Below are 23,513 nucleotides of genomic sequence, written 5' to 3' on the forward strand. Positions count from 1 at the left end.
GCCTCACGGCCGTCGTCAGCATGACGACCCTTCGGGTTCTTCAGGCGAGCGACGCGATAAGGGCCTCGATGCGCCGGCGGATCTCGTCGCGGATCGGCCGCACCGCCTCGATGCCCTGCCCGGCCGGGTCGTCCAGCACCCAGTCCTCGTAGCGCTTGCCGGGGAAGTAGGGGCACTCGTCGCCGCAGCCCATCGTGATCACCACGTCCGAGGCCTGCACGGCCTCGGTCGTCAGGACCTTCGGCTGGTTGCCGGCGATGTCGATGCCCTCCTCGGCCATCGCGGCGACGGCCACCGGGTTGATCGCGTCACCCGGCTGCGAGCCCGCCGAGAGCACCTCGATCCGGTCACCGGCGAGGTGCTGGAGGTAACCGGCGGCCATCTGGGAGCGGCCCGCGTTGTGGACGCAGACGAACAGGACGGTCGGGCGGGTCATGGGGTCTCCTTGGGGTGCAGGAACGAGAGGAGCAGGTAGCCGAGGACCCCGCCGACGACCTGTGCGCCGATGAACGGCAGCACGCTGGCCGGCGCGATCCCCGCGAACGTGTCGCTGAGCATCCGGGCCACGGTGACCGCCGGGTTCGCGAAGGACGTCGAGGACGTGAACCAGTACGCCGCCGCGATGTAGCCGGCGACGGCGATCGCGATCGACTCCAGGTGGACGCGCCGCAGCGCACCGTGGATCACCAGGAGCAGGCCGACGGTCGCGACGACCTCGGCGAACAGGTGCGCCGGCGTCGCGCGGTGGTGGGTGGAGAACATGACAGCGGGCAGGTCGAACATCAGGTTCGCGCCGATCGCGCCGAGCACGCCGCCGACCAGCTGGGCGACGACGAGCGCCACGCCCTCGAGCAGCCAGACGTTGCCGCGGGCCACCTCCACCAGCGTCACCACGGGGTTGAAGGCCGCGGACACCGAGCCGAAGGCGATGATCAGCGCGACCAGCGCGCCCGCGGTGGCCAGGGAGTTCTCCAGCAGCTGCAGGCCGACGTCGCGGGGCGACAGCCGGCTCGCCATCACGCCCGACCCGATGACCGACGCCACCAGGAACGCGGTCCCGAGCAGCTCGGCGACGGCGCGACGGACCAGGTAGGTCATCGGGCCCCGCCCAGCAGGGCGGCCACGTCGGCGAGGGCGTCCCGGCGTACGGCGTAGTAGACCCAGGTCCCGCGCTTGCTGCGGTCCAGCAGGCCCGCCTCGTGCAGGACCTTGAGGTGGTGGCTGATGGTCGGCTGGGAGAGGTCGAAGGCCTCGTTCAGGTCGCACACGCAGGCCTCGCCGTTCTCGTGCGCGGCAACGAGGGAGAGCAGCCGGAGGCGGGCCGGATCGGCGATGGCCTTGAGCAGGGGCGCGACCTGCTCGGCCTGCTCCCGGGTGAGCGGTTCGGACGTCAGCGGGGAGCAGCAGGCGACCTGCTGGACCGGCGTGAGCTGCAGAGACTTCGACACCCATCAATATTGACATCCGTCGATGGTCGGGCGCAAGGTGAACATCGACAGTCATCGATACAGGGAGCGGGAGGAGGTGCGTGATGGACGGCTGCTGTGACGAGGATTGCTGCTCGACGGTTTGCTGCTGAGCGATCGCGTGGTCACGATGGACTGATGTCGCGATCCGCACTGCTCGGGCGGCCGGCGACCGATACCGCGGTCGCCGGCCGCTCGTGGACCCCGCGCGCGGTCCGCGATCGGTTCCCGTACCTGCTCGACCTGCGCACCGGTCTGGTGGTCTTCGTCGGGTTCGCCGCGTTCGCCCTGTCACCCCTCGGCCGGCACGTCGACGGCCTGACCTACCTGCGGCCGCTGCGGCCCGGGATGTGGGGCTACGGGGTGGTCCGGGGCTGCCTCGACCACATCGCCAGCCAGGGCGGCGAGGGCCTGGTGCTGGCCGCGCTCGTGGTCGCGCTCACGATCCGGATGCGCTCCAGCCTGCCGCTGCTCGTCGGCGGTACGACGGAGGCGCTGTTCTACTTCACCGGGCTGGTGAAGCTGCTCTTCGCCAAGGACGCGCCCCGGTTCGGCACGCCGTCGTACTGGGCCGGCGGGTACCTCCACCACGGCAAGTACGGCATGGCCTTCCCCAGCGGGCACACCTCCGAGGTCGTGCTCATCTTCGGCTCGTGCGTGCTGCTGCTGCACCTGGCGTTCCCCGGCTGGAGCGCCGCCCACGCCCGCCGGGTCAAGTCGGTGTGGATCGTGGTCGGCCTCAACGCGGCCGCGGTGTCGTGGGCGATCGGCACCCACTGGCTGACCGACCTGGTCGCCGGTGCGCTCTTCGGCGCGCTGATGCTGCGGGTGCTCGTCGAGGCCGTGTCCGGCGGCCTGCTGCCGGCGGTCGCGGGGCGGGTCGACCGGTGGGTCCGCCTGTCATCGGGGCGGGTGTAGCGGGCCGGTAAGGCGGCCCAGGACCGACCCCGCAGAGGACTGCCGCCTCAGGGCAGGTCGAGCAGGGAGGTCGGGTCGCCGACGTCCTCGAGCAGGTCCAGGCCCGAGCCCACCGGCGGGAGGCCCATGCCGTCGTCGACCAGGGTCGGCTCCAGCGCGGGCGAGGTGGACGAGATGGACGAGGTGGGCCCACCCGACGCGGTGGACGGGGCGGCCGCGGGCGGTGTGCTCTCGCCGACGACCAGCGGCCAGACCATGCGGAGCACCGCGGACAGGACCAGGCACCCGGCCGCGATGAGCAGGAACCGGTCCAGTGCGGCGGAGGGGGAGAGCAGTCCTTGCGAGGATCGGTACGCCGCGGGTGAGGCGATGACCGCGGCGAGCAGCAGCAGCCGGGCGTCGATGAAGGGGCGCGGAGCGGGCCGCGGGCGGCGTACGACGGCGACCTCGACGGTCTTCTTCTTCGCGCTCATCCGGCGGCCACCAGCTCAGCCCCGACTCGTCCCGATGCGGGCGGGCGCACGGCCACGACCCCGACCGACTGCACCTGCCGGGCGGCGCCCAGCTCGGTGTAGGCCAGGACGGGGAGCCGCTCGACGGCGGGGGCGACCAGGCGGCGTACGGCCAGCCGGATCTGGGGCGCGCACACCAGCACCGGCTGGAGGTTCTGGTTCTCCGCGGCCGTGGCGAGCTGCGCGAGGGAGACCAGCACGTGCTGCGCGAGGTCCGGGTCGAGCACGAGGACCGCGCCGGACTCGGTCTGCCGCAGGCCCTCGAGCAGGTTCTGCTCCAGGACCGGCTCGAAGCTGATGGCGGAGAGCACCCCGTTCGCCAGGTACGGCGCTGCCAGGGCCGGGTCGAGCGCGGCACGGGCCGCCTCGATCAGGCCGTCGCCGTCCTTCGAGATCGACGCCCGCACCGACAGCGCCTCGAAGATCCGGACGAGGTCGCGGATCGGCACGTTCTCGGCCAGCAGCGCCCGCAGGACCTGCTGCAGCTCGCCGAGCGACAGGTGCGACGGCGTGAGCTCCTCGACGACGACCGGGTGGGTGCGCTTGACGACGTCGGTGAGCAGCCGGACGTCCTCGCGGCCGAGCAGGCGGCCGGCGTGGTGGTGGACGACCTCGGCCAGGTGCGTGGTGATCACCGAGGCCCGGTCGACGACCGTGGCGCCGGCGATCTCGGCCTGGTGGCGCAGCTCGGCCGGGATCCACTTGGCCTCGAGGCCGAAGACGGGCTCGCGCGTCGGCGTACCGGGGAGCGAGCCGAGGAAGTCGCCGATCGCCAGGACGGTGCCCCGCGGCGCCTCGCCGCGCGCGACCTCGGCGCCGAAGAGGTTGATCGTGTAGGTGTTGAGCGGCAGCTCGAGGTTGTCCCGGGTGCGGACCGGCGGGATGACGATGCCGAGCTCGCCGGCCACCTTCCGGCGCAGTGCCTTGACCCGCTCCAGCAGGTCGCCGCCGGTGCGCTGGTCGACCAGGTCGATCAGGTCCGCGGACAGCTCCAGACCCAGTGGGTCGACCCGGATCTCGGCCGCCAGCAGCTCGGGGGAGTCGGGGTTGGCGGCCGGGGCGTCCGCGGCGTCGGCGGCCAGCGCGGGCACCGACTCGTCCACCCGGCTCGACGCGATGAGCATCAGCCCGCCGGCGATGAGGAACGGCAGCTTCGGCAGGCCGGGGATCAGGCAGAGCGCGACGGCGCCGCCGCCGGCGACCCGCAGCGGCATCTTGCGGGCCAGGATCTGGCCGACGATGTCGGACCCCATGTCTCCGTCGCTGACGGCGCGGGTGACGATCAGGCCGGTGGCGACCGACAGCAGCAGGGCCGGGATCTGGGAGACCAGGCCGTCGCCGATGGACAGCAGCGAGTAGGTGTTGATGGCGTCCTTGATCGGCATGTGCATCTGCGCCAGGCCGATGCCCAGGCCGCCGATCAGGTTGACCAGGGTGATCACGATCGCGGCGATGGCGTCGCCCTTGACGAACTTCGAGGCACCGTCCATCGCGCCGTGGAAGTCGGCCTCGGCGTGGACCTCGGCGCGACGGCGCCGTGCCTCGTCCTCGCTGATCAGGCCGGAGTTGAGGTCGGCGTCGATGGCCATCTGCTTGCCGGGCATCGCGTCGAGGGTGAAACGCGCGCCCACCTCCGCGACGCGGCCGGCGCCGTTGGTGATGACGATGAACTGGATGACGAGCAGGATCGCGAAGACGATCAGGCCGACGATCAGCGATCCGCCGACGACGAAGTGACCGAAGGTGCCGATCACCTTGCCGGCGTACCCGTCGAGCAGGACCAGCCGCGTCGCGCTGACGTTGAGCGCGAGCCGGAACAGCGTCATCACCAGGATGACGCTGGGGAACGCGGCGAAGTCGAGCGGCCGGTGGATGAACATGGCGACCATCAGGACGAGCAGCGCGCCGGTGATGTTGAGCGCGATGAGCATGTCGAGCACGATCGCGGGCAGCGGCACGACGAGCATCACGACGATCATCACGATGCCCATCGGGACACCGAGCTGGTGCAGCGTCTTCTTGGACACGGGCGGCCTCTGCAGTCGAGCGATCGGGCGGAGCGCCGTCCGTGGCACTGCGATGGGTCGCGCCGTCCTGGCGCTAGGGGGCTGATCGGCGTACGACGGTGTCATCTGAGGGTCGATCGAGTGGGCCGACCGGGACTTTGGTCGCGGCCGTCTACCGTGACGACATGCCCCGTACCGACGCACCGCTCTCCCCGACGCCGCGGACCCGGCTCACCCGTGAGAGGCACCACCAGGTCGATGACCGCGACCGGCTGCACGCGCTTCTCGACGAGGCCCTGATCGGGCACCTCGCGATCGACCGCGGCGGCTTCCCGGTGGCGATGCCGATCGCGTACGCCGTCGACCCGGACGGTCCCGACGAGGGCGGCACGATCTACCTGCACGCCTCGGTCGCGGCGGGCTGGATGGCCGGCGCCGCCGGCCGACCGGTGTCCCTGACCGTCACCGAGATCGACGGGCTGGTCGCGGCCCGCTCCGGCTTCAACCACTCGATGAACTACCGCGCCGCCGTGATCATCGGCGAGGCGCGCGTGGTGACCGGCGAGGAGGAGCGCGGGCACGCGCTGGACCTCATCGTCGACCACATGATCCCCGGCCGTGCCGCGACCCTGCGGCCCGCCACCCGCAAGGAGCTGGCGGCCACCCAGGTGCTCGCGCTGCCGCTCGCCGAGGCCTCGCTCAAGGTCTCCGAGGGCGACCCGGACGACGAGCCGGAGGACGTCGCGGCGGGCATCTGGGCCGGTGTGATCCCGGTACGCCGGACCGCGGACCCGGTCGTCCCCGACCCACGGGCCACGGGGCCGGTGCCGGCCGACGTCGCGGCGCGCGCGGAGGCGCTCGCGTCGATGGTTTGACCCGGCCGCTCCCGGGTTATCGTCCCGCCATGGCGATCCGTTCTCGGGCGGTCGTGGCCGCCCTCGCGTCCGCCGCCATCCTCACGGCGGGCCTCACCGCGTCCTCGCAGGCGGCGACCACCTCGCTCGCCTCCCAGCCGGCCACCGCATCGGTGTGCCGCTACGGCGACAACCAGCTGACCTCGATCGTGGCCAAGGGCCCCCGCGTGCGGGAGCAGGACTGGTTCCGCACCCACCACGTGCGCCAGCACTCCCGCTACCAGGCCGGCCTCCAGCGTCTGGTCGGCTCCTCCTGGACGACGGTCGACGGGTCCACCCAGAAGCGCACCCCGCTCCTCGCCGCCACCACGACCACGATGCCCCAGCTCACCCTGGCCGTGCCCTACCCGGCCGAGGGGCGCTACCGCGTCCTGACCGTGATCCGCTGGCTCAGCCGCAGCGGCAGCGTCGCCCGGACGCAGCGGATGGTGCTGGCCCACTACAGCAGCGGCACGTCCTCGTGTGCCGCGACGATCCCGGCGCCGACGGTGACGGTCGCGGCCAACGCAGGTCAGGTGTGGAAGGGCTCGGCGGTGGGCGGGTCGTTCACCGTGAGCAACCTGCGCGGCTCGGCGACGGCCTCGGTGGTCCTCTGGGGCCCGTCGCCCTGCGACGCCTGCAGCTACGACTCGGCCCAGTCGTTCCAGGTGCCGGTGTCGGGCAACGGCACGTACTCGCTGCCGACGGGGACGCTGTCGTCCTCGGGCGTGTACCGGTGGGCCGTGGTCGTCTCGAACGCCGCCCAGTCGAGCGACGGCGCCTGGTCGGGGGCGATGTACTCCCTGGAGGCCGTGAACTGGTCGCTGACGAGCCCCTCGGGCGACGCGAGCCTGAACCGGTCGGCGTCGGCTGGCCCGGTCCAGCTGCGGTTGAGCTTCGCCGGGTTCCACTACACGACGTCGGTCGACGAGACGGCGACCATCTGGGGCCCGTACGACACGCTCGCGGCCGCGGATGCGGCGGCGTGCACGGGTACCCAGCACAACACCGGCCCCACCCATTCCTTCCAGATCGGGTCGGGCGGGACGTCGTACATCATCACCGACGACCTGCACGCCTACGTGGGCAAGTTCTTCCGGGTCAGCACCGCGGGAGCGGTCACGTCGAACACGGCGATCGAGACGCTGACGACGCCCAAGCTCTGCTCCACGACCTTCCGCGTCACGAGCTGACCCCCACGCGTCAGGTCGCCCGTCGCCGCTTCCGCCGCGCCGCGCTGAGCACCTCGGGCAGCTCGTCGGTCTGGCGCGGGGTGCGGTGCTCGCCGCCGTACTGTCCCGCCGCGCGGCGCGACAGCACGTAGGCGAGCACCTGGGCGACGGCCGCCCAGAGCTCGCGCGGGATCTCCATGCCGACCTCGGTGGAGCGGTACAGCGCCCGGGTGAGCGGTACGTCGCGCACCATCGGCACCCGCTCCTCCAGGGCCCGCTCACGGATCCGTACGGCGATCGCGCCCGCGCCGCGCGCGACGACCCGCGGCGCGCCCCGCTCGGGCTGGTAGCGCAGCGCGACCGCGAAGTGGGTCGGGTTGACCAGCAGCACGTCGGCATCGGCGATGTCGGCGAGCATCCGGTTGCGCGCGGCCGCGAGCTGGCGCGAGCGGATCGCCGACTTCACCAGCGGGTCGCCCTCGGACTGCCGGTGCTCCTGCTTGATCTCGTGGTGCGACATCTTCAGCTGCTTGCCGATCCGGCGGCGCTGCATCGCGTAGTCGGCGGCCGCCATGACCAGCCCGGCGATGGTGACGGTCACCAGCAGGTGGGTGATCCGCGAGGAGGTGATCGAGATGACCGACTCGATGGGCACCAGCCCGCCGACCAGCGGCATCATCCCGCGCACCGTCTGGTAGGCGATCAGGGCGACGACGCTGGTCTTCGCCAGCATCTTCACGCCCTCCCACCAGGCGTGCGGGCCGAGGATGCGCTTGGCGCCGGCGATCGGGTTGAGCTTCTTCGCGCTCGGCTTGGCGAGCTTGGGGGAGAGGTAGAACCCGCCCTGCGCGACGGCTGCGATCAGGCTCACCGCCAGCACCAGCGAGCCGAAGACGGCCAGCACCATGATCAGGTGCAGCGAGTCGCTGCGCAGCAGGGTGAAGGCCACCGAGGTCGACGGGTGCGCCGCCGCGGTGAGGTGGGTGACCAGCATCGTCCGCACGTGCCCGGCCTCGAGGCGGAACAGCGGCCCGATCGCCATCGACACGACCAGCATCGAGAGCCAGGCGCCGAGCTCCGGCGTACGGGGGACCTGACCGTCCTTGCGGGCCTGCTTCTTGCGCTTCGCGGTGGGCTTCTCGGTCTTCTCCCCGCTGCCGCCCCCGCTCACGTGCTCACCCCGCCCCGCTCATCGTGGACAGCGCCTGGTTGGTGAGCTCGACGAGCCGGTCCGTCGCGCCGGGCAGCATCGGGAAGCACAGCCCGACGAGCATCAGCGACAGGCCGACCTTCGCGGGGTACATCACGTTCATCGCGTTGAGCTGCGGCGCGACCTTGGTCATCAGGGCCAGCGCGAGGTCGCACACGAACAGCACCGCGATCAGCGGCAGCGCGATCTGCAGCGCGGTGGTGAAGAACATCGAGAACGCCGTGGTCACGACCGCGGGCCAGGAGTGGATGTCCGGCATCCCGTCCAGGCCGATGAAGTTGAAGCTGGTGAGCAGCCCGCCGATCACCAGCAGGTAGCCGCCGGACACCATCATCAGCAGCACGGTCAGCATCTGGTGGAAGCGGCCGAAGACGGCGTTGGAGTTCATCGCGAGCGGGTCGTACGCCGCGGCCACGGAGAACCCGCCGAAGATGTCGATCAGTGAGCCGGCGGCCGCGACGGTCGAGAAGATCAGCATCGTCACGAAGCCCATCGCCACCCCGACGACGACCTGCGCCAGCACGGCGATCAGCAGCTCGGGAGTGGTGTTCGGCAGGTGCCGGGTCGCCAGCGTGGGCGCCATGTCGAGCGACAGCCCCAGGGAGAGCACGACCCGGCCGGTGACCGGGATGCCCCCGGTCGCGAAGGGAGGTACGACGGACAGCCAGCTGATCACCCGGACGCTGGCCAGCAGCAGGGCGATCAGTGAGGCGCCGTCGACGGAGATGGTCATGGGATGGTCATCGGAGGGTCATGGGTCGGTGGCCGATCAGGCGAGCAGCCGCGGGACCATCGCGAACAGGTTGTCGGTGAACGACATCAGCGTGTGCAGCATCCAGTTGCCGCTGAACAGCAGCGCCAGGCCGATCCCGATCACCTTCGGCACGAAGCTGAGGGTGAACTCCTGGATCTGCGTCATGGACTGGAACAGCGACACGGCGAAGCCGATCACCAGCGCGGTGGCGAGGATGGGCGCGGCCAGCTCCAGCGCGACCACCATGGTCTTGAGGGCGATCTCGATGATCGTGGTGTCGGTCATGGCTCAGCCCCCGCCGGCGTACGAGGCGACCAGGGACTTGATGACCAGGGCCCAGCCGTCGACCATCACGAACAGCAGCAGCTTGAACGGCAGCGACACCATCACCGGCGGCATCATCATCATGCCCAGACTCATCAGCGCCCCGCTGACGACCATGTCGATCACCAGGAACGGGATGAAGATGATGAAGCCGATGATGAAGGCGTCCTTGAGCTCGGACAGGATGAACGCCGGGATCAGGGTGGCGGTCGGAACGTCGTCGCGGTTCTGCGGAAGGTCGCGGTGCGCCACCGACGTGAGCAGCTCCAGCTCGTGGTCGTCGGTGTTGTCGAGCATGAAGCTGCGCAGCGGCTCCATCCCGTTGTGGAAGGCCTGGGCGGACGTCTGCTTGCCGTGCAGGTAGGGCTGGACGCCGTCGTGGTTCACCTGCGAGATGACCGGCGACATGATGAACAGGCTCAGGAACAGCGCCAGTCCGGCGAGCACCTGGTTGTTCGGCGTCTGCTGCAGGCCCAGCGCGTTGCGGGTCAGGCCGAGCACCACGAGCACCTTGGTGAAGCTGGTGCAGGTGAGCAGGATGGCCGGCAGCAGGCTGATCAGGGTCAGCGCGATCAGGGTGACCAGGCTGTTGCTGGGCTTGTCGGTCAGGCCGGTGAGGTCGACGGTGACGTGACCGCTGCCGGGGCCGTGCGGGCCCTTGGGCCCGGACGGCTTGGTGGGGTCGGCGAACGCGGCGCCGGCCGTCGAGGTGAGGATCAGGACCAGCGCACCGACGAGGCTCAGGGAGACAAGTCGGAGGGGTCTGCGCAGGGTCCCGATCATGACGCTTCGCGTTCCTCGGGTGGAGGGGGAGAGCCGGTGAAGACGGCCATGGTCTGCTTCCAGGTCGCGGGTGAGAGGAGGGAGCCGGAGAGCGGCGATCCGGAGCTGTGAGCCGGCACGGGTACGTCGAGAGGCTCCTCGGCCAGCAGGTCGTCGGGGTCGAGCTCGGCGAGCAGGCTGACCTGCTGGTCCGTCGTACCGACGAGGAGGACGCGGGATCCCACCGCCAGGACCGCGACACCGGACGAGCGGGTCAGGGACTGGCGTGCGACGACCTGCACGGTCGCGCCGGTGGAGGACTTGAAGCGCTTGTTGGCGAAGCGGGCCAGCAGGAACAGTAGGCCGACCACGATCCCGAGCGAGCCGATGAGCCGGACCCCGAGGCCGACCACGCTGGTGTCGGACATCAGACCGTGGCTGCCGCGTCGACGATCTCGGTGACCCGCAGGCCGAAGTCCTCGTCGATCACGACGACCTCGCCGCGCGCGACGAGGCGGCCGTTGACGAGCAGGTCGGCGGGGCTGCCGGCCGCCCGGTCCAGCTCGAGCACCGCACCGGGGGTCAGGGCGAGCAGGTCGCGCACCGTCATCCGTGTGCGGCCGAGCTCGACGGTGACCTCCATGTCGACGCCCTGCAGCATCTCCAGGCCGCGGACGACCGGGGCCGGCGTACCGAAGGCGGGGACGAAGGGCTCCTCGGACAGGGCGGCCGGGGTGTCCGGCACCTCCGGCAGGGGAGCGGCGGGCGCGAGCGGCTCGCCGGCACCGTCCAGGGTGGCCTGGGGGAGCAGGATGGCGGCCGCGATGCCGGTGCCGATGACCGGGATCGTGGTGAACTCCGCGCCCACCACGTCGGTGATCGAGAACGTGTCGGCGTCGGTGTCCAGCCGCTGCGCCGTGCGGGCGCGGGCGCCGAGCCGGGCGGCCGCGGCATCGAGCGCGGGCTGGACGGCGGCGGCCAGGTCGAGGGACCCCATCGGCGAGGAGGCGAGCGCGTCGACCAGCTCCTGGCCGATGCAGACCACCACGCAGCCGGGGACGCCGTCGAGCTCGGCGCGCACCGCGCCGGCGAACGCCGAGAGCACGTGCGGCGAGCCCGGCTGCGCGGGCGCCACGGTCAGCGCCGTCACCGCCGGCAGCAGGGCCGCGGTCGCGTCGGCGACGGACTCGGCGAGGTTCTGGTCGGTCATTGGTCCTCCGGAGGGGTGGTGACGATGAGCGCCGCGAGCCGCTGGCCGCGGGCTCCCGGGGTGGCGTGGGCGTAGGTGGAGCCGGCGAAGCTGACCTCGAGGGGTGCCGCGGCCGGGTGGGTCAGCCGCAGCACGCTGCCCGGCTTGAGCTCGGCGATGGCGGCGGGCGCCAGGTCGATCGGCCGCAGCCGTACGGCGACCTCGACCGGCACCTGCGAGAACTGCTCCTGCAGCAGCCGGGCCGAGTGCGCGCGCTGGGCCTTCTCGCGGTCGGAGACAGCGCCGTTGCCGCTGGCGTTGGCCAGGTGCGGCAGCAGCCCCGAGAACGGCAGGCAGACGGTGAGCCCGTGCGGCTGCTCGCCGATGCGCAGCTCGAAGGTGACCACGACCATCACGTCGGCCGCCCCCGCGACCTGGGCGAACTGCGGGCTGTACTCGACGCCCGAAACGGTCGGCTCCAGGGCCACGATCGGGGCGAGGGAGTAGCGCATCTCGCTGAGCAGCCGCTCGATGAGGCCGCGGATCACGCCGTCCTCGATCTCGGTCAGCGGCCGCTCGGGCTGCTCGTCGGAGCCGGGGCCGCCGAGCATGTGGTCGATGCACGACATGGTGGCGAACAGCGGGATCTCGAGCACCCCGGTGCCCGGGATCGGATCGGCCGAGAACAGCGTCATGTACGTCGAGGCACCGAGGCTGTCGACGTACTCCGCGTAGGTGCGCTGGGCGATCTCCACCAGCGTCACCGAGCACACCGTGCGCAGCGAGCTCGTGAAAACCGTGGTCGCCTGCCGCGCGAAGCCGTCGAACCCCAGCTGCAGGGTCCGCTGGTGCTCGCGGGAGAGCTGGATGGGTCGCCGGAAGTCGTACGGCGTCGGCTCGCTCGCACGCGGGCGGCGACGCGTCCGGCTGCCGGTGCCGGCGGTCGGGGCAGGGGTCACGTGCGCCACATCGGTGCCGGGGGTCGCCGGCTGAGCCCTCCTGGGACGAACTGGCCGAGGGTCCGTAGATTCCGGGACAACATCCCGGGTCGTCAGGTTGAGCGGGCCGGAATACGACCCGCTCAACCTGACGACCGCGCGGTGCGAGGGCTACTGCGTGACGAACTCGGTGAAGTAGACGTCCATGACGTCGCCGTCGTAGGCCTTCTCCAGGTCCTTGTCGAGCTCGTTGCGCAGCTTCTCGCGCTGGGAGCGCTTGTTGACCTCGGCGACCGGGAGACCGGAGAAGACGTCGATGGCGGCGTCGAGGGCCTTGCTGCCGTCGATCGGGTCCTTGCCCGCGCTCGTGGTGAGCTGCAGCGCGATCCCGAGCCGCAGGTAGTGCCCACCGGCGAGGTTGATCTGGATCGAGTCCAGGGGCGCGACGGCGCCGGGCTTCGGGGCGCTGGAGCCGCTGGGCTTGAGGAAGAACCAGTAGCCGGCGCCGCCGACGGCGAGGAGCAGGACGACGACGCCGATGATCAGCTTCTTCTTCGACCCCTTGGCGTCGTCGGTCGCGGTGCCCGCGTCGGGCTGCATGACGGCCGTGCTCATGACTTGCTCCCCATCTCGTTCTGCATCTGGTCGTACACCTTCTTGAACAGGGCGCGGGTCTCCGGCGGGGCCTGCGAGAGCACGACCACGTCGACGCGCTTGTTGATCTCCTGCGACCCGCTCAGCGACGGGTCCATCAGCGGCTTGGTGTGCCCGAAGCCGGTGGCCTCCAGGCGGCGGGCCGGGATCCCGTCGTGCTCCTGCAGGCGGCGCAGCACGTTCACCGCACGCGCGGCGGACAGCTCCCAGTCGGTCGGGTAGTACTTCGGGTGCACGTGCTCCTGGTTGGTGTGCCCGTCGAGCTCGATCGGCTCCGGCAGCTGGGCGAGCACGGGCGCGATGGTGTCGACCACGCGCAGGCCGCGGGCGGTGAGCGTGGCGACGTCGGGCTGGAACACGACGTGCCGCGAGACCAGGCTGACCACGAGACCGCGCTCGTCGACCGTCGCCTGCACGTCCCCGCGCAGGCCCTGCTGCTTGAGCGCGGCGTCGATCTTGCGCCAGACCTTGACCAGCCGGCGCACCTCGACCTTGGCGGCCTGCTGCTGGGTCTCTGCCCGCGCCTGGTCGATCTTGTGCAGGACCTGGCTGGCGGCCGCGCGCTGCGAGGCGGGCAGGCTGTTGATCAGCGTGTCGATGGGCGATGTGCCCGGCGTCGTGGCGCCCTCGTCATCGAGCAGCGGGCTGGACCCGCTGAGGATCGAGACCGAGTGGCCGAAGCCCTTCGCCAGGCCGTCCTTGAGCGCCTTGAACTTGGTCGCGTCCACGGTCGACATCGCGAACATCACGATGAAGAGCACCATCAGCAGGGTCACCATGTCGGCGTAGGTCACCAGCCAGCGCTCGTGCCCGCCGGCGTGCTCCTCGTGCTCCTCGTCGTGGTGGGCACGTCGCCGTACCGGCGTCTTGGTGGACATCACGCGGCCTTCGAGTCGGGCTCGGACGCGTCGGCCGGCAGCAGCGAGCGCAGCTTCTCGGCGACCAGGCGCGGGTTGGCGCCGGCCTGGATCGCGGCGACGCCCTCGACCGCGACCTCCATCCGGGCCCGCTCCAGCTCGCCGATGCGGACCAACCGGTTGCCGATGGGCAGCCAGATCACGTTGGCGCTCATGACGCCCCACAGCGTCGCCACGAACGCACCCGCGATGAGCGGGCCCAGGGTCTCCGGCGTGGAGAGGTTCTCCAGGACGTGCACCAGGCCCATGACCGTGCCGATGATGCCGATGGTGGGCGCATAGCCGCCGGCGTCGGAGAAGAACTTGGCGGCCTGCTTGTCGTCGCGGCGCTTGGCGCGCAGCTCGGCCTCGAGGATGTCGCGCAGCTCCTCGGGGTCGGTGCCGTCGATGGCCATCGTGACGCCCTTGACCAGGAACGGGTCGGGGATGTCCTTGACCGCGTCCTCCAGCGCCAGCAGGCCCTCGCGGCGAGCGCGCTCGGCGAGCTGGACCACCTGGGGGACCAGGTCGTTCGCGGGGGCGACCCCGGCGGTGAAGGCGCGCTTGAGGTTCTTCACCGCGGCCTTCGCGTCGGCCATCGAGCCGCCGGCCACCGTCACCATGGTGGTGGTGCCGAGCACCAGCAGGATCGGCGCGACCTCGACCAGGCTCATCGGGTTGCCGCCCTCGAGGACGTTCGCGACGAGGATGACGGCGAAGCCGACGCCGACCCCGATCATCGCTGCCGGGTCCTTCATCGGTCCTCCCCCCGGTTGTGGCGGCGGTCGGGATGGGTCGGTACGGCGGACAGGCGACCCGCGCCCATCGTCGAACCCGCCGGCGGGATGCTCGGCGGCACCGACGCGCTCTCGAAGAAGGCGGCGCGCGCCACGATCCGGGCGCGGTAGTCCAGCACCTCGGCGAGCACCACCTCGAGCGGCTCGCCGACGACGTACTTGGTGCCGTCGACCAGCGTGATCACCGTGTCCGGTGTGGCGTCGACGCGCTCGATCAGGTCGGCGTTCAAGAGGAACGCCGTGCCCGAGAGCCGGGTGAGCGTGATCATCGGCGCACCTCCGTGTGCGTTGTCGTTCGTGGTGGCCGTCCTTGGCCGGAACGCCCTCCCCATCGGCAACGGGGAGGGCGTTCTGAGCCTCACACGGGTCAGCGCTTGATGTTGACGAGCTCCTCGAGCACCGAGTCCGACGTGGTGATCACGCGGGCGCTCGCCTGGAACCCGCGCTGGGCGAGGATCAGGTTGGTGAACTCCTGGGACAGGTCGACGTTCGACATCTCCAGCGCGCCGGCCACGATCGAGCCGTTCGTGCCCTGGTTGGCCACGCCGAGCTGCACGGCACCGGAGTTGGCGGACTCGCGGAACTCGGTGTCGCCGATCTTCTGCAGGCCCATCGGGTTGGTGAAGTTGGCGACCGCGATCTGGCCGATGTCGCGCTGCACGCCGTCGGAGAAGACGCCGCGGATCTTGCCGTCCGAGGCGATGCTGTAGGCCTTGAGCTGGACGCCGGCGGGCAGGCTGCCGTTGATCATGTTCAGGTTGATGTCGACCGGACCGCCGGTGGCGGTGCCGGTCGCGTCCAGGGCGTAGCCCTGGACGGTCTTGCCGTCGGGCGCGACGAGGTTGCCGCTCTGGTCGAAGCTGAACGCCCCGGCCCGGCTGTACACGTCCTCCTGGCCGTCGCGCAGCACGAAGAACCCGTCGCCCTGCAGCATCAGGTCGGTCGAGCGGCCAGTGGTCTCGGCCGAGCCCTGGTTGAAGTTGAGGTTGGTCGCGGCGAGCTGGACGCCGAGCCCGATCTGGATCGGGTTGGTGCCGCCCAGGGTCGGGCTGCCGCCGGAGGCCGCGGTGAGCATCTGCGAGAGCGTGTCGGAGAAGACCGTCCCGCTCGACTTGTAGCCGACCGTGTTGGCGTTGGCGATGTTGTTGCCCGTGACGTCGAGCATGGTCTGGTTGGTGCGCAGGCCGCTGATGCCGGCGAAGAGTGAACGCAGCATGGTGTTTCTCCTTGGGTGGTGGTCCGGCGGTCAGACGGCCGTCGAGCTGGAAGGGGTGGCGCCCACGGACGTCACCGAGGTGAGGGGCACCGAGGCGCCGTCGATGGTGAGGGTCGGTCCGGTGGACAGGAACGAGGCGCCGCTGACGGTGCCCGTCTGCGTCGCGCCGTTGTCGTCGGTCCAGTGCACGGTCTGGCCGATCATCGCTCCGGCCCCGAACGCCATCTGCGACTGGACGAGCGCCGACATCTGGTCGGCGACGCTCGTCATCTTCTCCAGCGCCGTGAACTGCGCGGTCTGGGAGAGGAACTGGCTGGAGTCCGTGGGGTTCATCGGATCCTGGTACTTCATCTGCGCGACCATCAGTTGCAGGAAGGTGTTCTGGTCCCCGAGGCTGCTGGTGTTGCTGGTGGCCGCGGCGCTGATCGGGGTCGAGAACGGTCCGGTCACGCCCTCGGTGGCGGAGACGGTCATGGGGTGCTCCCTTGCTTCTGGCTGGGTCTAGAGGGTCTGGTCGAGGCGGCCGGCGGCGGTACGCCGGGGGGCGCCGGCCGGCGACGCCCGGTCGTCGGTCTCCGGCGGGGCCTCGGGGAGGTGGCGCTGCTCGTGGCCCGGCTGCCCGGACTGGCCCGACTGGCTGGACTGGCTGGACTGGCCTGCCTGGCCCGCGAAGCCCGAGGACTGGCCGAGCGACTGGCCGGGGGACTGGCCCGCGGACTGGCCTGCGGACTGGCTGGGTGCCTGGCCCTGGACCGAGATCCGGGTGTCGGTGGCGCCGGTGCGCTCCAGCAGCCGCTGCAGCTCCGGGGTGCTGCTGGACAGGGACTGCTGCACCCGCTGGTCGCCGGCGTCCAGGGTGACCCGGACCGAGCCGTCGCGGACCACCATGCTCACCCGCACCTCACCGAGGTGGGCCGGGTTGAGCACGATGGTGATCCGGTGGCTGCCCGGCGCGGTGGCCAGCTTGGTCACCTCGGGGAACACCTGGCGGGTCACCACCGTGGTGGTGCTGTCGCCCGAGGTCGTGGTGACGGTGCTGCTCGCGGTGAGGGCGCTGGTGGCCGCGAGCACGGGTGCGACGGGGTCGGTGCCGGACGCCGGGGCGGTGGCTGCGGGGGCCGCCGCGACCGCGAGTCCGTCGTTGTGGTCCGCCGAGACGCCACTTCCGGTGGACCGCGACGCGCGATTCGCGGCGGGGGTGGAGGGCTTCGGACCCGCGGTTCCCGGCAGGTTCTGCTCCCCGGGCTGTGCGAGGGGCTGTGCGAGGGGCTGCGCGAGCGGCTGTGCGACGGTCTGCGTCGCAGGTCCGGCCACGGGCGCGGTCGCGGCCGCCGCGGCGGGCCCGGCGATCGCGTCGGATCCGGTCGCAGCGGAGTCGGTCGCGCTCTCTTGCTTGCCGGCAGGCAAGTACTTACCTGCCGGCAAGCAAGCGGCGGCGGACCAGGTCGTGGCCGACCCCGCAGGCGCGACCGACCCGGGCGACCCCACGCCGTGCGCCGGTGACGGGACGGTGGTGAGGGTGGTGGCGGTCGGCGTCGCCGACGCGGCCGGGGACGCGAGGGGCGTCACCGGAGCCACCCCCGCCGCTACCCCGCCGAGCAGTGCGGCGAGCGCGGCGGCGAAGCCCTGCGGCGCGCCGGGGTCGGTGGTGTCGGTGCCGGGCTGCTGCCCGGTCGCCGTACCGTTCCCGGCCGGCCCGCCCAGGCCCAGCAGGGACGCCAGGTCGAGCTGGCCCGCGCCACCGGGGCCACCCGCACCACCTGCCGCGCCCGCGGCGGGCAGGGCGGAGGGGGTGCTCGGAGTGCTGGAGGTGATGTTCATGCGGCCACCCCGTTCTGCAGCATCGCCATGATGTCCTTCACGTAGTTCTGGGTCTCCCGGTACGGCGGGACGCCGTCGTACCGCTGCACCGCACCGGCACCGGCGTTGTAGCCCGCCAACGCCAGGTCGACCCGGCCGTCGAACTTGGTCAGCAGCGACTTGAGCAGTCGCGCGCCGCCGTCGATGGCCTGGGCCGGGTCGAAGGAGTTCGTGACGCCGAGGCCGCGTGCGGTCCCGGGCATCAGCTGCATCAGGCCCTGGGCCCCGACCGGGCTGACGGCCCGCGCGTTGAAGCCGGACTCCTGCTTGGCGACCGCCGCGATCAGCTCGGCCGGGACACCGGTCCGGGCCGAGGCGGCGTTCATCAGGTCGGCGTACGGGATCGCGGTGGACACCCGGGCCGCGATGCCCGGCGTCGACGTCGTGCCCGCCGAGGCCGCCGCGGCGTCCGGCGCCACCGACCCGAGGATCCGGCGGATGTGGGTGGGGGTCTCGTAGACGTCGCTGATCCGGCACTCCGAGCCGGTGTGCGGCTCCTCGATCATCTTCCCGCCGCCCAGGTAGATGGCCACGTGGTGCACGGGCGAGCCGAAGGCCAGGATGTCGCCGGGCTGCGCCTCGGCGAGGCTCCCCACCGCCGTGCCCTGGGTCGCCTGCTCGGAGGAGACGCGGGGGAGCGAGTAGCCGAGGTCGCCGTACACGCGCTGGACGAAGGCCGAGCAGTCCATGCCCTTGAGCGGGTCGGTGCCGCCCCACACGTAGGGCACGCCGAGGTACTTCTTGGCGTCGGCGACGACGTCCGTGCCGGCCACCGTGCTGCCGGGGGCGACGCGCGCCGCGCCGGCCACGCCGGTGTCGGGCGTCCCGGTCGCGGCGAGGGTCGTCGCGAAGTCGGTGGACGTCGCGGTCGGGTACAGCTGGCTCAGCTGGCTCTGGATCTGGGCGATCCGGGAGGTGACCTGGTCGATGCTCATCGGCTCTCCTGCAGTCGAAGCCAGCGCTGGGCGGCGATGTCGTCCAGCTCCGCGGCGGTACGCCGGTCCGCGGCTGCCCGGCGGCGCTGCGCGCGCTGCTCCAGCAGGTGCTCGACCGCGGCCAGGCGGGCCTTGTCGGTGGTCCACCGGCTGCGCGCGTCGGCGCTCAGGGTGGTGGCCGTCGAGGCGTCGACGGCGGTGGTGGCGATCAGGTCGCCGAGCATGCCGAGCGCGGCTCGCAGGCTGATCAGCTGGCCGGGCGTGGCGGTGGCGGGCACCTCGGCGGTGGCCAGCCGGGACCGGTAGCCGGAGAGCCGGCCGGTGATGGCGCGCTCCTCGGCGAGGGCGTGCTGCAGGCCGATCCGGCTGTCCTGCTCGCGGACGCCGCGGACCAGCTCGACCGCCTTGAGGCCGCGGTCCTCGCGCGCGCTCACGGGGCCACCAGCTCGTGCAGCAGCCGCCAGGTGTCGGCGGTCGGGGTGGCGTCGTCCATCGACTGGCAGAGGAAGTCCTCGATCCGCGGCAGCCGCGCGATGGCGGCGTCGGCGTACGGGTCCGCGCCGGCGACGTACGCACCGATGTCGAGGAGCTCCTTGACCGAGCGGTGCGCGGCGAGCATCCGGCGCAGCAGGCGCGCGTCGTGCTGCTGCTCGGGCGTGGTGACGGCGTTGGTGACGCGCGAGATCGACTCGAGCACGTCGATGGCCGGGAAGTGGCCCGACGTCGCGAGCTCGCGGGACAGCACGACGTGGCCGTCCAGGATGGAGCGGGCGGTGTCGCCGATCGGGTCCTGCAGGTCATCGCCCTCGACCAGGACGGTGTAGAGGCCGGTGATCGAGCCGGCGGCCGAGGTGCCGGCGCGCTCGAGCAGCCGCGGCATCAGCCCGAACACGCTCGGCGGGTAGCCGCGGGTCGCGGGCGGCTCGCCGGCGGACAGGCCGATCTCGCGCTGGGCCATGGAGATGCGGGTGAGCGAGTCGAGCATCAGCACGACGTCGCGGCCGGTGTCGCGGAACCACTCCGCGATCCGGGTGGCGGTGAAGCCGGCGCGCATCCGCTCGACCGCGGGTGCGTCCGAGGTCGCCACGACGACCACGGACCGCGCCATCCCGGCCGGACCGAGGTCGCCCTCGATGAACTCGCGGACCTCACGCCCGCGCTCGCCGACCAGGGCGATCACGTTGACCTGCGCGTCGGTGCCGCGGGCGATCATCGACAGCAGCGAGGACTTGCCCACACCGGAGCCGGCCATGATGCCGATCCGCTGGCCGCGGCCGCAGGGGACGAGCGCGTCCAGCGCCCGCACGCCCAGGCCGAGAGGCTCGTCGATGCGGGGCCGGTCCAGGGGAGCGGGGGCGTCGTTGTCGACGCTCACGGTGCTGAGGCCGGGCAGCAGGTCGAGCCCGGGGCCGCGGTCGATCGGGCGGCCCAGGCCGTCCAGGACCCGGCCCAGGAGCGCCTCGCCCACCCGGATCCGGAGCGGGCCGCCGGTGTTCTCGACCAGGTCGCCGACGCGTACGCCGGCGGTGGGCCCGAGCGGGAGGCAGATGGCCGCGCGCGGCCGGACCGCGGCGACCTCGGCCAGCAGCGGACCGCCGTCGGTGCGGACCGACACCAGGTCGCCGACCGCCACCCGGAGCCCCCGGACCTCCAGGTGCAGGCCGACCAGCTCGGTGACGGTACCCAGCCGCAGCGGAGCGACGGCGTCGTGCGCGCGCTCGATCACGCCGGCGGTGAGCACGCTCATCGGAGCACCTCGCGGACCCGCTCCAGCGCCGCGTCGATGCGCAGGTCGCTGACGGCGCCGTCGGCCTCGACCAGGGCGTCGACCGGCGCCAGGGACGGGTCAGGGACGACCCGCACCCCGCGCGCCAGCAGGTCCTGGACGACCGCGTCGCCCACGACCGACGGGTGCAGCGAGACGGTGGCGACGGGGGAGTCGGGCAGCACCGCCAGCACGCGGCGGACGGTGTCGACCGAGTCCGCCGAGCGGACCTCGCGGCCCACCAGCTCCTCGGTCAGCGCCCACGCGAGCCCGGTGGCCTGCGCCTCGATCGCGCCGGCCAGGTCGCCGAGCAGCCCCCGCACCTGCTCGGCCGCCTGGGCCAGGGCCGCCATCGCGGCGGCGTGCTCCTGGCGGCGTACGGCGTCCTCGGCGGCACGCGCCGCGGCCACCTGGTCACGCACGGCCAGCGCCTCGGCGGCGGCCGCGCGTCGGCCCTCGGCCCACCCCACGGCGTACCCCTGGGCCTGGGCGGCCTCGCGGGTCCGCTGGGCGAGGTCGCCGAGCATGGTCTCGGTGGCGGCGTCGCCGAGCACGGCCGCGCCGCCGCGCCGGGTCCACTCCCCGTGGCGCAGCTCCGGCATCTCGAGCCGGCGCGCCTCAGACGACGAACTCATCGTCGTTCCCGCGCCGGACCATGATCTGCCCCTGCTCCTCGAGCTGGCGGATCGTGCGGATGATGCTCTGCTGGGCCTCCTCGACCTGCGCGAGGCGGACCGCGCCGAGCATCTCGACCTCGTCGAGCAGGTTCTCGGCCGCGCGCTCGGAGAGGTTCGAGGTGATCTTGGAGCGGACCGTGTCGCTGACGCCCTTGAGGGCGAGGGCGAGCTCGGCGGTGTCGACCTGGCGCAGCACCTGCTGCACCGAGCGGTCGTCGAGGTTGACGATGTCCTCGAACATGAACATCCGGCTCTTGACCTCCTCGGCCAGGGCCGGGTCGAGGCCCTCGAGGCCCTCGACGATCTGCCGCTCGGTGGGACGGTCCGAGCGGTTGATGATGTTGACCAGGGGGTCGACGCCGCCGACCCGCGAGACCTCGGCGGGCTGCAGCATCGAGGAGAGCTTGCGCTCCAGGATGCTCTCGACGGTGCGGATGATCTCGGGCGAGGTGCGGTCCATGACCGCGATCCGGTGCGCCACGACGGCCTGCTGGTGCGCGGGCAGCCCGCTGAGCAGCAGCGAGGCCTTGTCGGCGGCCATGTGCGCCAGCACGAGCGCGATCACCTGCGGGTGCTCGTCGGCGATGAACCCCCGCAGCTGCGCGGGGTCCGCGCGGTGCAGGAACTGGAACGGCATCTGTACGGCGGCGGCGTGCAGCCGCTCCATGATCTCCTTGGCCCGCTCCGGGCCGAGGGACTGCTCGAGCAGCTGCTGCGCGAACCCGAACCCGCCCTGGTTGATGTGGGCGTGCGCGGTGATCATGTCGTGGAACTCGGTGAGCACCGACTCGGTCTCGCTCGCGGACACCGCGTTGAGCCGCGCGATCTCGCCCGAGATCGCCTCGACCTCGGCGTCGGAGAGGTGCGCCATGACCTGCGCGGCGCGCTCCTTGCCGAGCTGGATGAGCAGCACGGCGGCCTTGCGGACGCCGAGCGTGGCCAGCGCGCCGGGGGTGGGCATCAGGCTCATCGGGGCTCCACCAGCCAGCCGCGCAGGAGGGCCGCGACATCGTCGGGCTGCTTCTCCACCAGCGCGAGCAGCTCCTCGCGGATGCGGTCGTCCTCGGGGTCGACCGGCGGCAGCTCGAGGGCCGGGGCGGGCGCGTGGGTCTCGATCGCGACCCGCTCGGCGTGACCGGCGCGGACCTGCTCGATGAGGTACTCGGTCGCCTCGTCGCGGGCCTTCGCCCGGCGCCGGGCCTGCAGCCAGGCCAGGATCAGCATGATCGCGACCAGCGCGGCGAGGCCGGCGTTGCGGTAGAGCGCGCTCTGCGAGGCCTTGTGCTTGGCGGCGGCCGCGGCGGCGAGCTCGGCCGCTGCCTGCTTGGCGGCCGTCTGGTCGAACGGCAGCGAGGAGACGTCGATCGTGTCGCCGCGCTTGGTGTTGATGCCGATGCCGGACGCGACGAGCTGCTTGATCACCGCCGGCTGGATGGCCGCGGCGGTCGCGGCGTTGAGGACGACGCTGACGTGGAGGTCCTTGAGCGATCCGGGCGCCTTGACCCGGTTCTCCACGGTCATGCCGACCGGGTTGTCCTGGGTGTTGGTGTCGTTCTGGTACGCCGACGGGCCGCTGCTCGTCGACGCCCCGGGACCCATCTGTCCGTTGGGGCCGACCACGCCGCTGGCGGTGCCGTTGGCCCCGACGCCGTTGTAGTGCTCCTTGGTCCACGACTGCGACAGCGGCGGGGTGCCCTTCGGCGGCGCCTTGTAGGACCGCGTGACCTGGCTGGCCTGGTCGAAGTCGAGGGTCGGGGTCACGGCGATGGTCGAGTTGCCGGGGCCGACGACCGGGTCGAGGATGCCCTGGATCTGGGACTTCACGGTGCTCGCGAAGGCGGCCACGGCGGCGTTCTGGTTCGACGCGGTCGTCGTACCGCTGCCGTCGTCCTGGGCGGTGAGGACCTGGCCGGAGGAGTCGGAGACGGTGACGTTCTTCGGGTCGAGGCCCGCGATGCTCGAGGCGACCAGATGCACGATCGCCTGGACCTGGTCCTGGGTGAGCGTGGTGCCGGCGTCGGTGGCGACGAGGACCGACGCGGTGGTCGGCTGCTGCTGGTCGCTGAAGACCTGCTTCTCGGGGATGGCGAGGTGCACGATCGCCGTGCTCACGCCGTCGATCGCCTCCAGCGTGCTCGCGAGCTCGCCCTCCATCGCCCGCTTGTAGTCGGTCTGCTGGGTGAACTCGGAGGTCGACAGGCCTTCGCTGTCGAGGATCGAGTAGCCGGTGTCGGACGAGGACGGCAGGCCCTTGCCGGACAGGGTGATCCGGCTCGAGTAGACGTCGGACTGCGGCACCATGATCGTCGTACCGCCGCCGGTGAGCTTGTACGGGACGCCCTCCGACTGCAGCTCGTCGACGACCGCGCTCGCGTCCTGGCCGGAGAGGTTGGAGTACAGGGGCGCGTACGTCGGGGTCGAGGCCCACCGGAACACGAGGAAGGCGGCCAACAGCAGGGCGGCCGTGCCGATCACGACGACCGCCTTCTGCCCGGCGGTGAAGCCGAGGAAGGTGTCCTTGCCGCGGTTGAGGTACCGGATGCCCCGGTCGCGCATGGTGTCCATGTCA

28 protein-coding genes are annotated in these 23,513 nt (G+C 71.9%); 3 read left to right on the forward strand and 25 right to left on the reverse strand.

The annotated features are described in order from the left end of the window. Positions 1-40 precede the first annotated feature (40 nt). The 3 genes from ACYU8V_RS14530 to ACYU8V_RS14540 are packed head-to-tail and all read right to left on the reverse strand — an operon-like array spanning position 41 to position 1,448. Positions 41-436 (reverse strand): arsenate reductase ArsC, encoded by a 396-nt coding sequence (locus ACYU8V_RS14530; protein WP_460848346.1) that lies wholly within the window; start codon positions 434-436, stop codon positions 41-43. After that, positions 433-1,098, reverse strand: a complete 666-nt coding sequence (locus ACYU8V_RS14535; protein WP_460848347.1) for an aquaporin — start codon at positions 1,096-1,098, stop codon at positions 433-435. The genes ACYU8V_RS14530 and ACYU8V_RS14535 overlap by 4 nt, the downstream gene beginning before the upstream one ends. Beyond that, a complete protein-coding gene (locus ACYU8V_RS14540; protein ID WP_460848348.1) occupies positions 1,095-1,448 on the reverse strand; it encodes a metalloregulator ArsR/SmtB family transcription factor in 354 nt (117 codons plus the stop codon). The genes ACYU8V_RS14535 and ACYU8V_RS14540 overlap by 4 nt, the downstream gene beginning before the upstream one ends. Before the next feature lie 156 nt (positions 1,449-1,604). Here ACYU8V_RS14540 and ACYU8V_RS14545 point away from each other — a divergent pair, with 156 nt between their 5' ends. Then, positions 1,605-2,384 (forward strand): phosphatase PAP2 family protein, encoded by a 780-nt coding sequence (locus ACYU8V_RS14545; protein WP_460848350.1) that lies wholly within the window; start codon positions 1,605-1,607, stop codon positions 2,382-2,384. 47 nt (positions 2,385-2,431) lie between these two features. Here ACYU8V_RS14545 and ACYU8V_RS14550 read toward each other — a convergent pair whose 3' ends face one another. Further along, positions 2,432-2,857, reverse strand: a complete 426-nt coding sequence (locus ACYU8V_RS14550) for a hypothetical protein (protein ID WP_460848351.1) — start codon at positions 2,855-2,857, stop codon at positions 2,432-2,434. After that, a complete protein-coding gene (locus tag ACYU8V_RS14555) occupies positions 2,854-4,923 on the reverse strand; it encodes a flagellar biosynthesis protein FlhA (RefSeq protein ID WP_460848352.1) in 2,070 nt (689 codons plus the stop codon). Before ACYU8V_RS14555 ends, ACYU8V_RS14550 begins: the two co-directional genes overlap by 4 nt. Positions 4,924-5,087: 164 nt before the next feature. Between ACYU8V_RS14555 and ACYU8V_RS14560 the strand changes: the two genes are divergently transcribed. Together ACYU8V_RS14560 and ACYU8V_RS14565 are read left to right on the forward strand one after the other, a co-directional pair. Beyond that, positions 5,088-5,777: a pyridoxamine 5'-phosphate oxidase family protein gene (locus ACYU8V_RS14560; protein WP_460848353.1), complete on the forward strand. Its 690-nt coding sequence runs from the start codon at positions 5,088-5,090 to the stop codon at positions 5,775-5,777. A 29-nt stretch (positions 5,778-5,806) separates the two neighbouring features. Beyond that, positions 5,807-6,988: a hypothetical protein gene (locus tag ACYU8V_RS14565; protein WP_460848354.1), complete on the forward strand. Its 1,182-nt coding sequence runs from the start codon at positions 5,807-5,809 to the stop codon at positions 6,986-6,988. 10 nt (positions 6,989-6,998) lie between these two features. On the opposite strand, the gene ACYU8V_RS14570 is transcribed toward ACYU8V_RS14565, so the two are convergent. From ACYU8V_RS14570 to fliF, 20 genes are all read right to left on the reverse strand, one after another. After that, positions 6,999-8,138, reverse strand: coding sequence for an EscU/YscU/HrcU family type III secretion system export apparatus switch protein (locus ACYU8V_RS14570; RefSeq protein ID WP_460848356.1), 1,140 nt, complete (start codon positions 8,136-8,138; stop codon positions 6,999-7,001). 4 nt (positions 8,139-8,142) lie between these two features. Further along, positions 8,143-8,910: a flagellar biosynthetic protein FliR gene (locus ACYU8V_RS14575; RefSeq protein ID WP_460848358.1), complete on the reverse strand. Its 768-nt coding sequence runs from the start codon at positions 8,908-8,910 to the stop codon at positions 8,143-8,145. 36 nt (positions 8,911-8,946) lie between these two features. Continuing rightward, on the reverse strand, positions 8,947-9,216 hold the full coding sequence (gene fliQ, locus ACYU8V_RS14580) for a flagellar biosynthesis protein FliQ (RefSeq protein WP_460789806.1): 270 nt from the start codon (positions 9,214-9,216) through the stop codon (positions 8,947-8,949). 3 nt (positions 9,217-9,219) lie between these two features. Further along, positions 9,220-10,038, reverse strand: a complete 819-nt coding sequence (fliP, locus tag ACYU8V_RS14585) for a flagellar type III secretion system pore protein FliP (RefSeq protein WP_460848359.1) — start codon at positions 10,036-10,038, stop codon at positions 9,220-9,222. Next, on the reverse strand, positions 10,035-10,445 hold the full coding sequence (locus tag ACYU8V_RS14590; RefSeq protein ID WP_460848360.1) for a FliO/MopB family protein: 411 nt from the start codon (positions 10,443-10,445) through the stop codon (positions 10,035-10,037). The genes fliP and ACYU8V_RS14590 overlap by 4 nt, the downstream gene beginning before the upstream one ends. After that, complete coding sequence (gene fliN / locus ACYU8V_RS14595) at positions 10,445-11,227, reverse strand: flagellar motor switch protein FliN (protein ID WP_460848361.1); 783 nt, start codon at positions 11,225-11,227, stop codon at positions 10,445-10,447. Before fliN ends, ACYU8V_RS14590 begins: the two co-directional genes overlap by 1 nt. Further along, a complete protein-coding gene (locus ACYU8V_RS14600; protein ID WP_460848363.1) occupies positions 11,224-12,165 on the reverse strand; it encodes a flagellar motor switch protein FliM in 942 nt (313 codons plus the stop codon). Before ACYU8V_RS14600 ends, fliN begins: the two co-directional genes overlap by 4 nt. Positions 12,166-12,315: 150 nt before the next feature. After that, positions 12,316-12,759, reverse strand: coding sequence for a flagellar basal body-associated FliL family protein (locus tag ACYU8V_RS14605; RefSeq protein ID WP_460848364.1), 444 nt, complete (start codon positions 12,757-12,759; stop codon positions 12,316-12,318). After that, positions 12,756-13,676, reverse strand: a complete 921-nt coding sequence (locus tag ACYU8V_RS14610) for an OmpA/MotB family protein (protein ID WP_460848366.1) — start codon at positions 13,674-13,676, stop codon at positions 12,756-12,758. Before ACYU8V_RS14610 ends, ACYU8V_RS14605 begins: the two co-directional genes overlap by 4 nt. Continuing rightward, a complete protein-coding gene (locus ACYU8V_RS14615) occupies positions 13,676-14,452 on the reverse strand; it encodes a motility protein A (RefSeq protein WP_460848368.1) in 777 nt (258 codons plus the stop codon). The genes ACYU8V_RS14610 and ACYU8V_RS14615 overlap by 1 nt, the downstream gene beginning before the upstream one ends. Next, on the reverse strand, positions 14,449-14,760 hold the full coding sequence (locus ACYU8V_RS14620; protein ID WP_460848369.1) for a flagellar FlbD family protein: 312 nt from the start codon (positions 14,758-14,760) through the stop codon (positions 14,449-14,451). The genes ACYU8V_RS14615 and ACYU8V_RS14620 overlap by 4 nt, the downstream gene beginning before the upstream one ends. A 98-nt stretch (positions 14,761-14,858) precedes the next feature. After that, positions 14,859-15,707, reverse strand: coding sequence for a flagellar hook-basal body complex protein (locus ACYU8V_RS14625; RefSeq protein ID WP_460848370.1), 849 nt, complete (start codon positions 15,705-15,707; stop codon positions 14,859-14,861). Between the two features lie 30 nt (positions 15,708-15,737). Beyond that, a complete protein-coding gene (locus tag ACYU8V_RS14630) occupies positions 15,738-16,181 on the reverse strand; it encodes a flagellar hook capping FlgD N-terminal domain-containing protein (RefSeq protein WP_460848371.1) in 444 nt (147 codons plus the stop codon). A gap of 27 nt (positions 16,182-16,208) precedes the next feature. Further along, positions 16,209-17,528 carry a flagellar hook-length control protein FliK gene (locus ACYU8V_RS14635; RefSeq protein ID WP_460848372.1) on the reverse strand — a complete coding sequence of 440 codons (1,320 nt, stop codon included), beginning with the start codon at positions 17,526-17,528 and terminating at the stop codon, positions 16,209-16,211. Next, entirely contained in the window at positions 17,525-18,502 is a 978-nt protein-coding gene (locus tag ACYU8V_RS14640) for a transglycosylase SLT domain-containing protein (RefSeq protein WP_460848373.1), read from the reverse strand. Before ACYU8V_RS14640 ends, ACYU8V_RS14635 begins: the two co-directional genes overlap by 4 nt. Continuing rightward, the gene (locus ACYU8V_RS14645) at positions 18,499-18,936 is read right to left on the reverse strand and encodes a flagellar FliJ family protein (RefSeq protein WP_460848374.1); all 438 of its coding nucleotides are present in this window, start codon (positions 18,934-18,936) and stop codon (positions 18,499-18,501) included. Before ACYU8V_RS14645 ends, ACYU8V_RS14640 begins: the two co-directional genes overlap by 4 nt. Beyond that, positions 18,933-20,249, reverse strand: coding sequence for a FliI/YscN family ATPase (locus ACYU8V_RS14650; RefSeq protein ID WP_460848375.1), 1,317 nt, complete (start codon positions 20,247-20,249; stop codon positions 18,933-18,935). The genes ACYU8V_RS14645 and ACYU8V_RS14650 overlap by 4 nt, the downstream gene beginning before the upstream one ends. After that, positions 20,246-20,902: a FliH/SctL family protein gene (locus ACYU8V_RS14655; protein ID WP_460848376.1), complete on the reverse strand. Its 657-nt coding sequence runs from the start codon at positions 20,900-20,902 to the stop codon at positions 20,246-20,248. The genes ACYU8V_RS14650 and ACYU8V_RS14655 overlap by 4 nt, the downstream gene beginning before the upstream one ends. After that, on the reverse strand, positions 20,886-21,914 hold the full coding sequence (gene fliG / locus ACYU8V_RS14660) for a flagellar motor switch protein FliG (protein ID WP_460848379.1): 1,029 nt from the start codon (positions 21,912-21,914) through the stop codon (positions 20,886-20,888). The genes ACYU8V_RS14655 and fliG overlap by 17 nt, the downstream gene beginning before the upstream one ends. Continuing rightward, positions 21,911-23,509: a flagellar basal-body MS-ring/collar protein FliF gene (gene fliF / locus ACYU8V_RS14665; RefSeq protein ID WP_460848380.1), complete on the reverse strand. Its 1,599-nt coding sequence runs from the start codon at positions 23,507-23,509 to the stop codon at positions 21,911-21,913. Before fliF ends, fliG begins: the two co-directional genes overlap by 4 nt. Positions 23,510-23,513 lie beyond the last annotated feature (4 nt).

This window comes from Nocardioides ultimimeridianus (genome assembly GCF_054777895.1).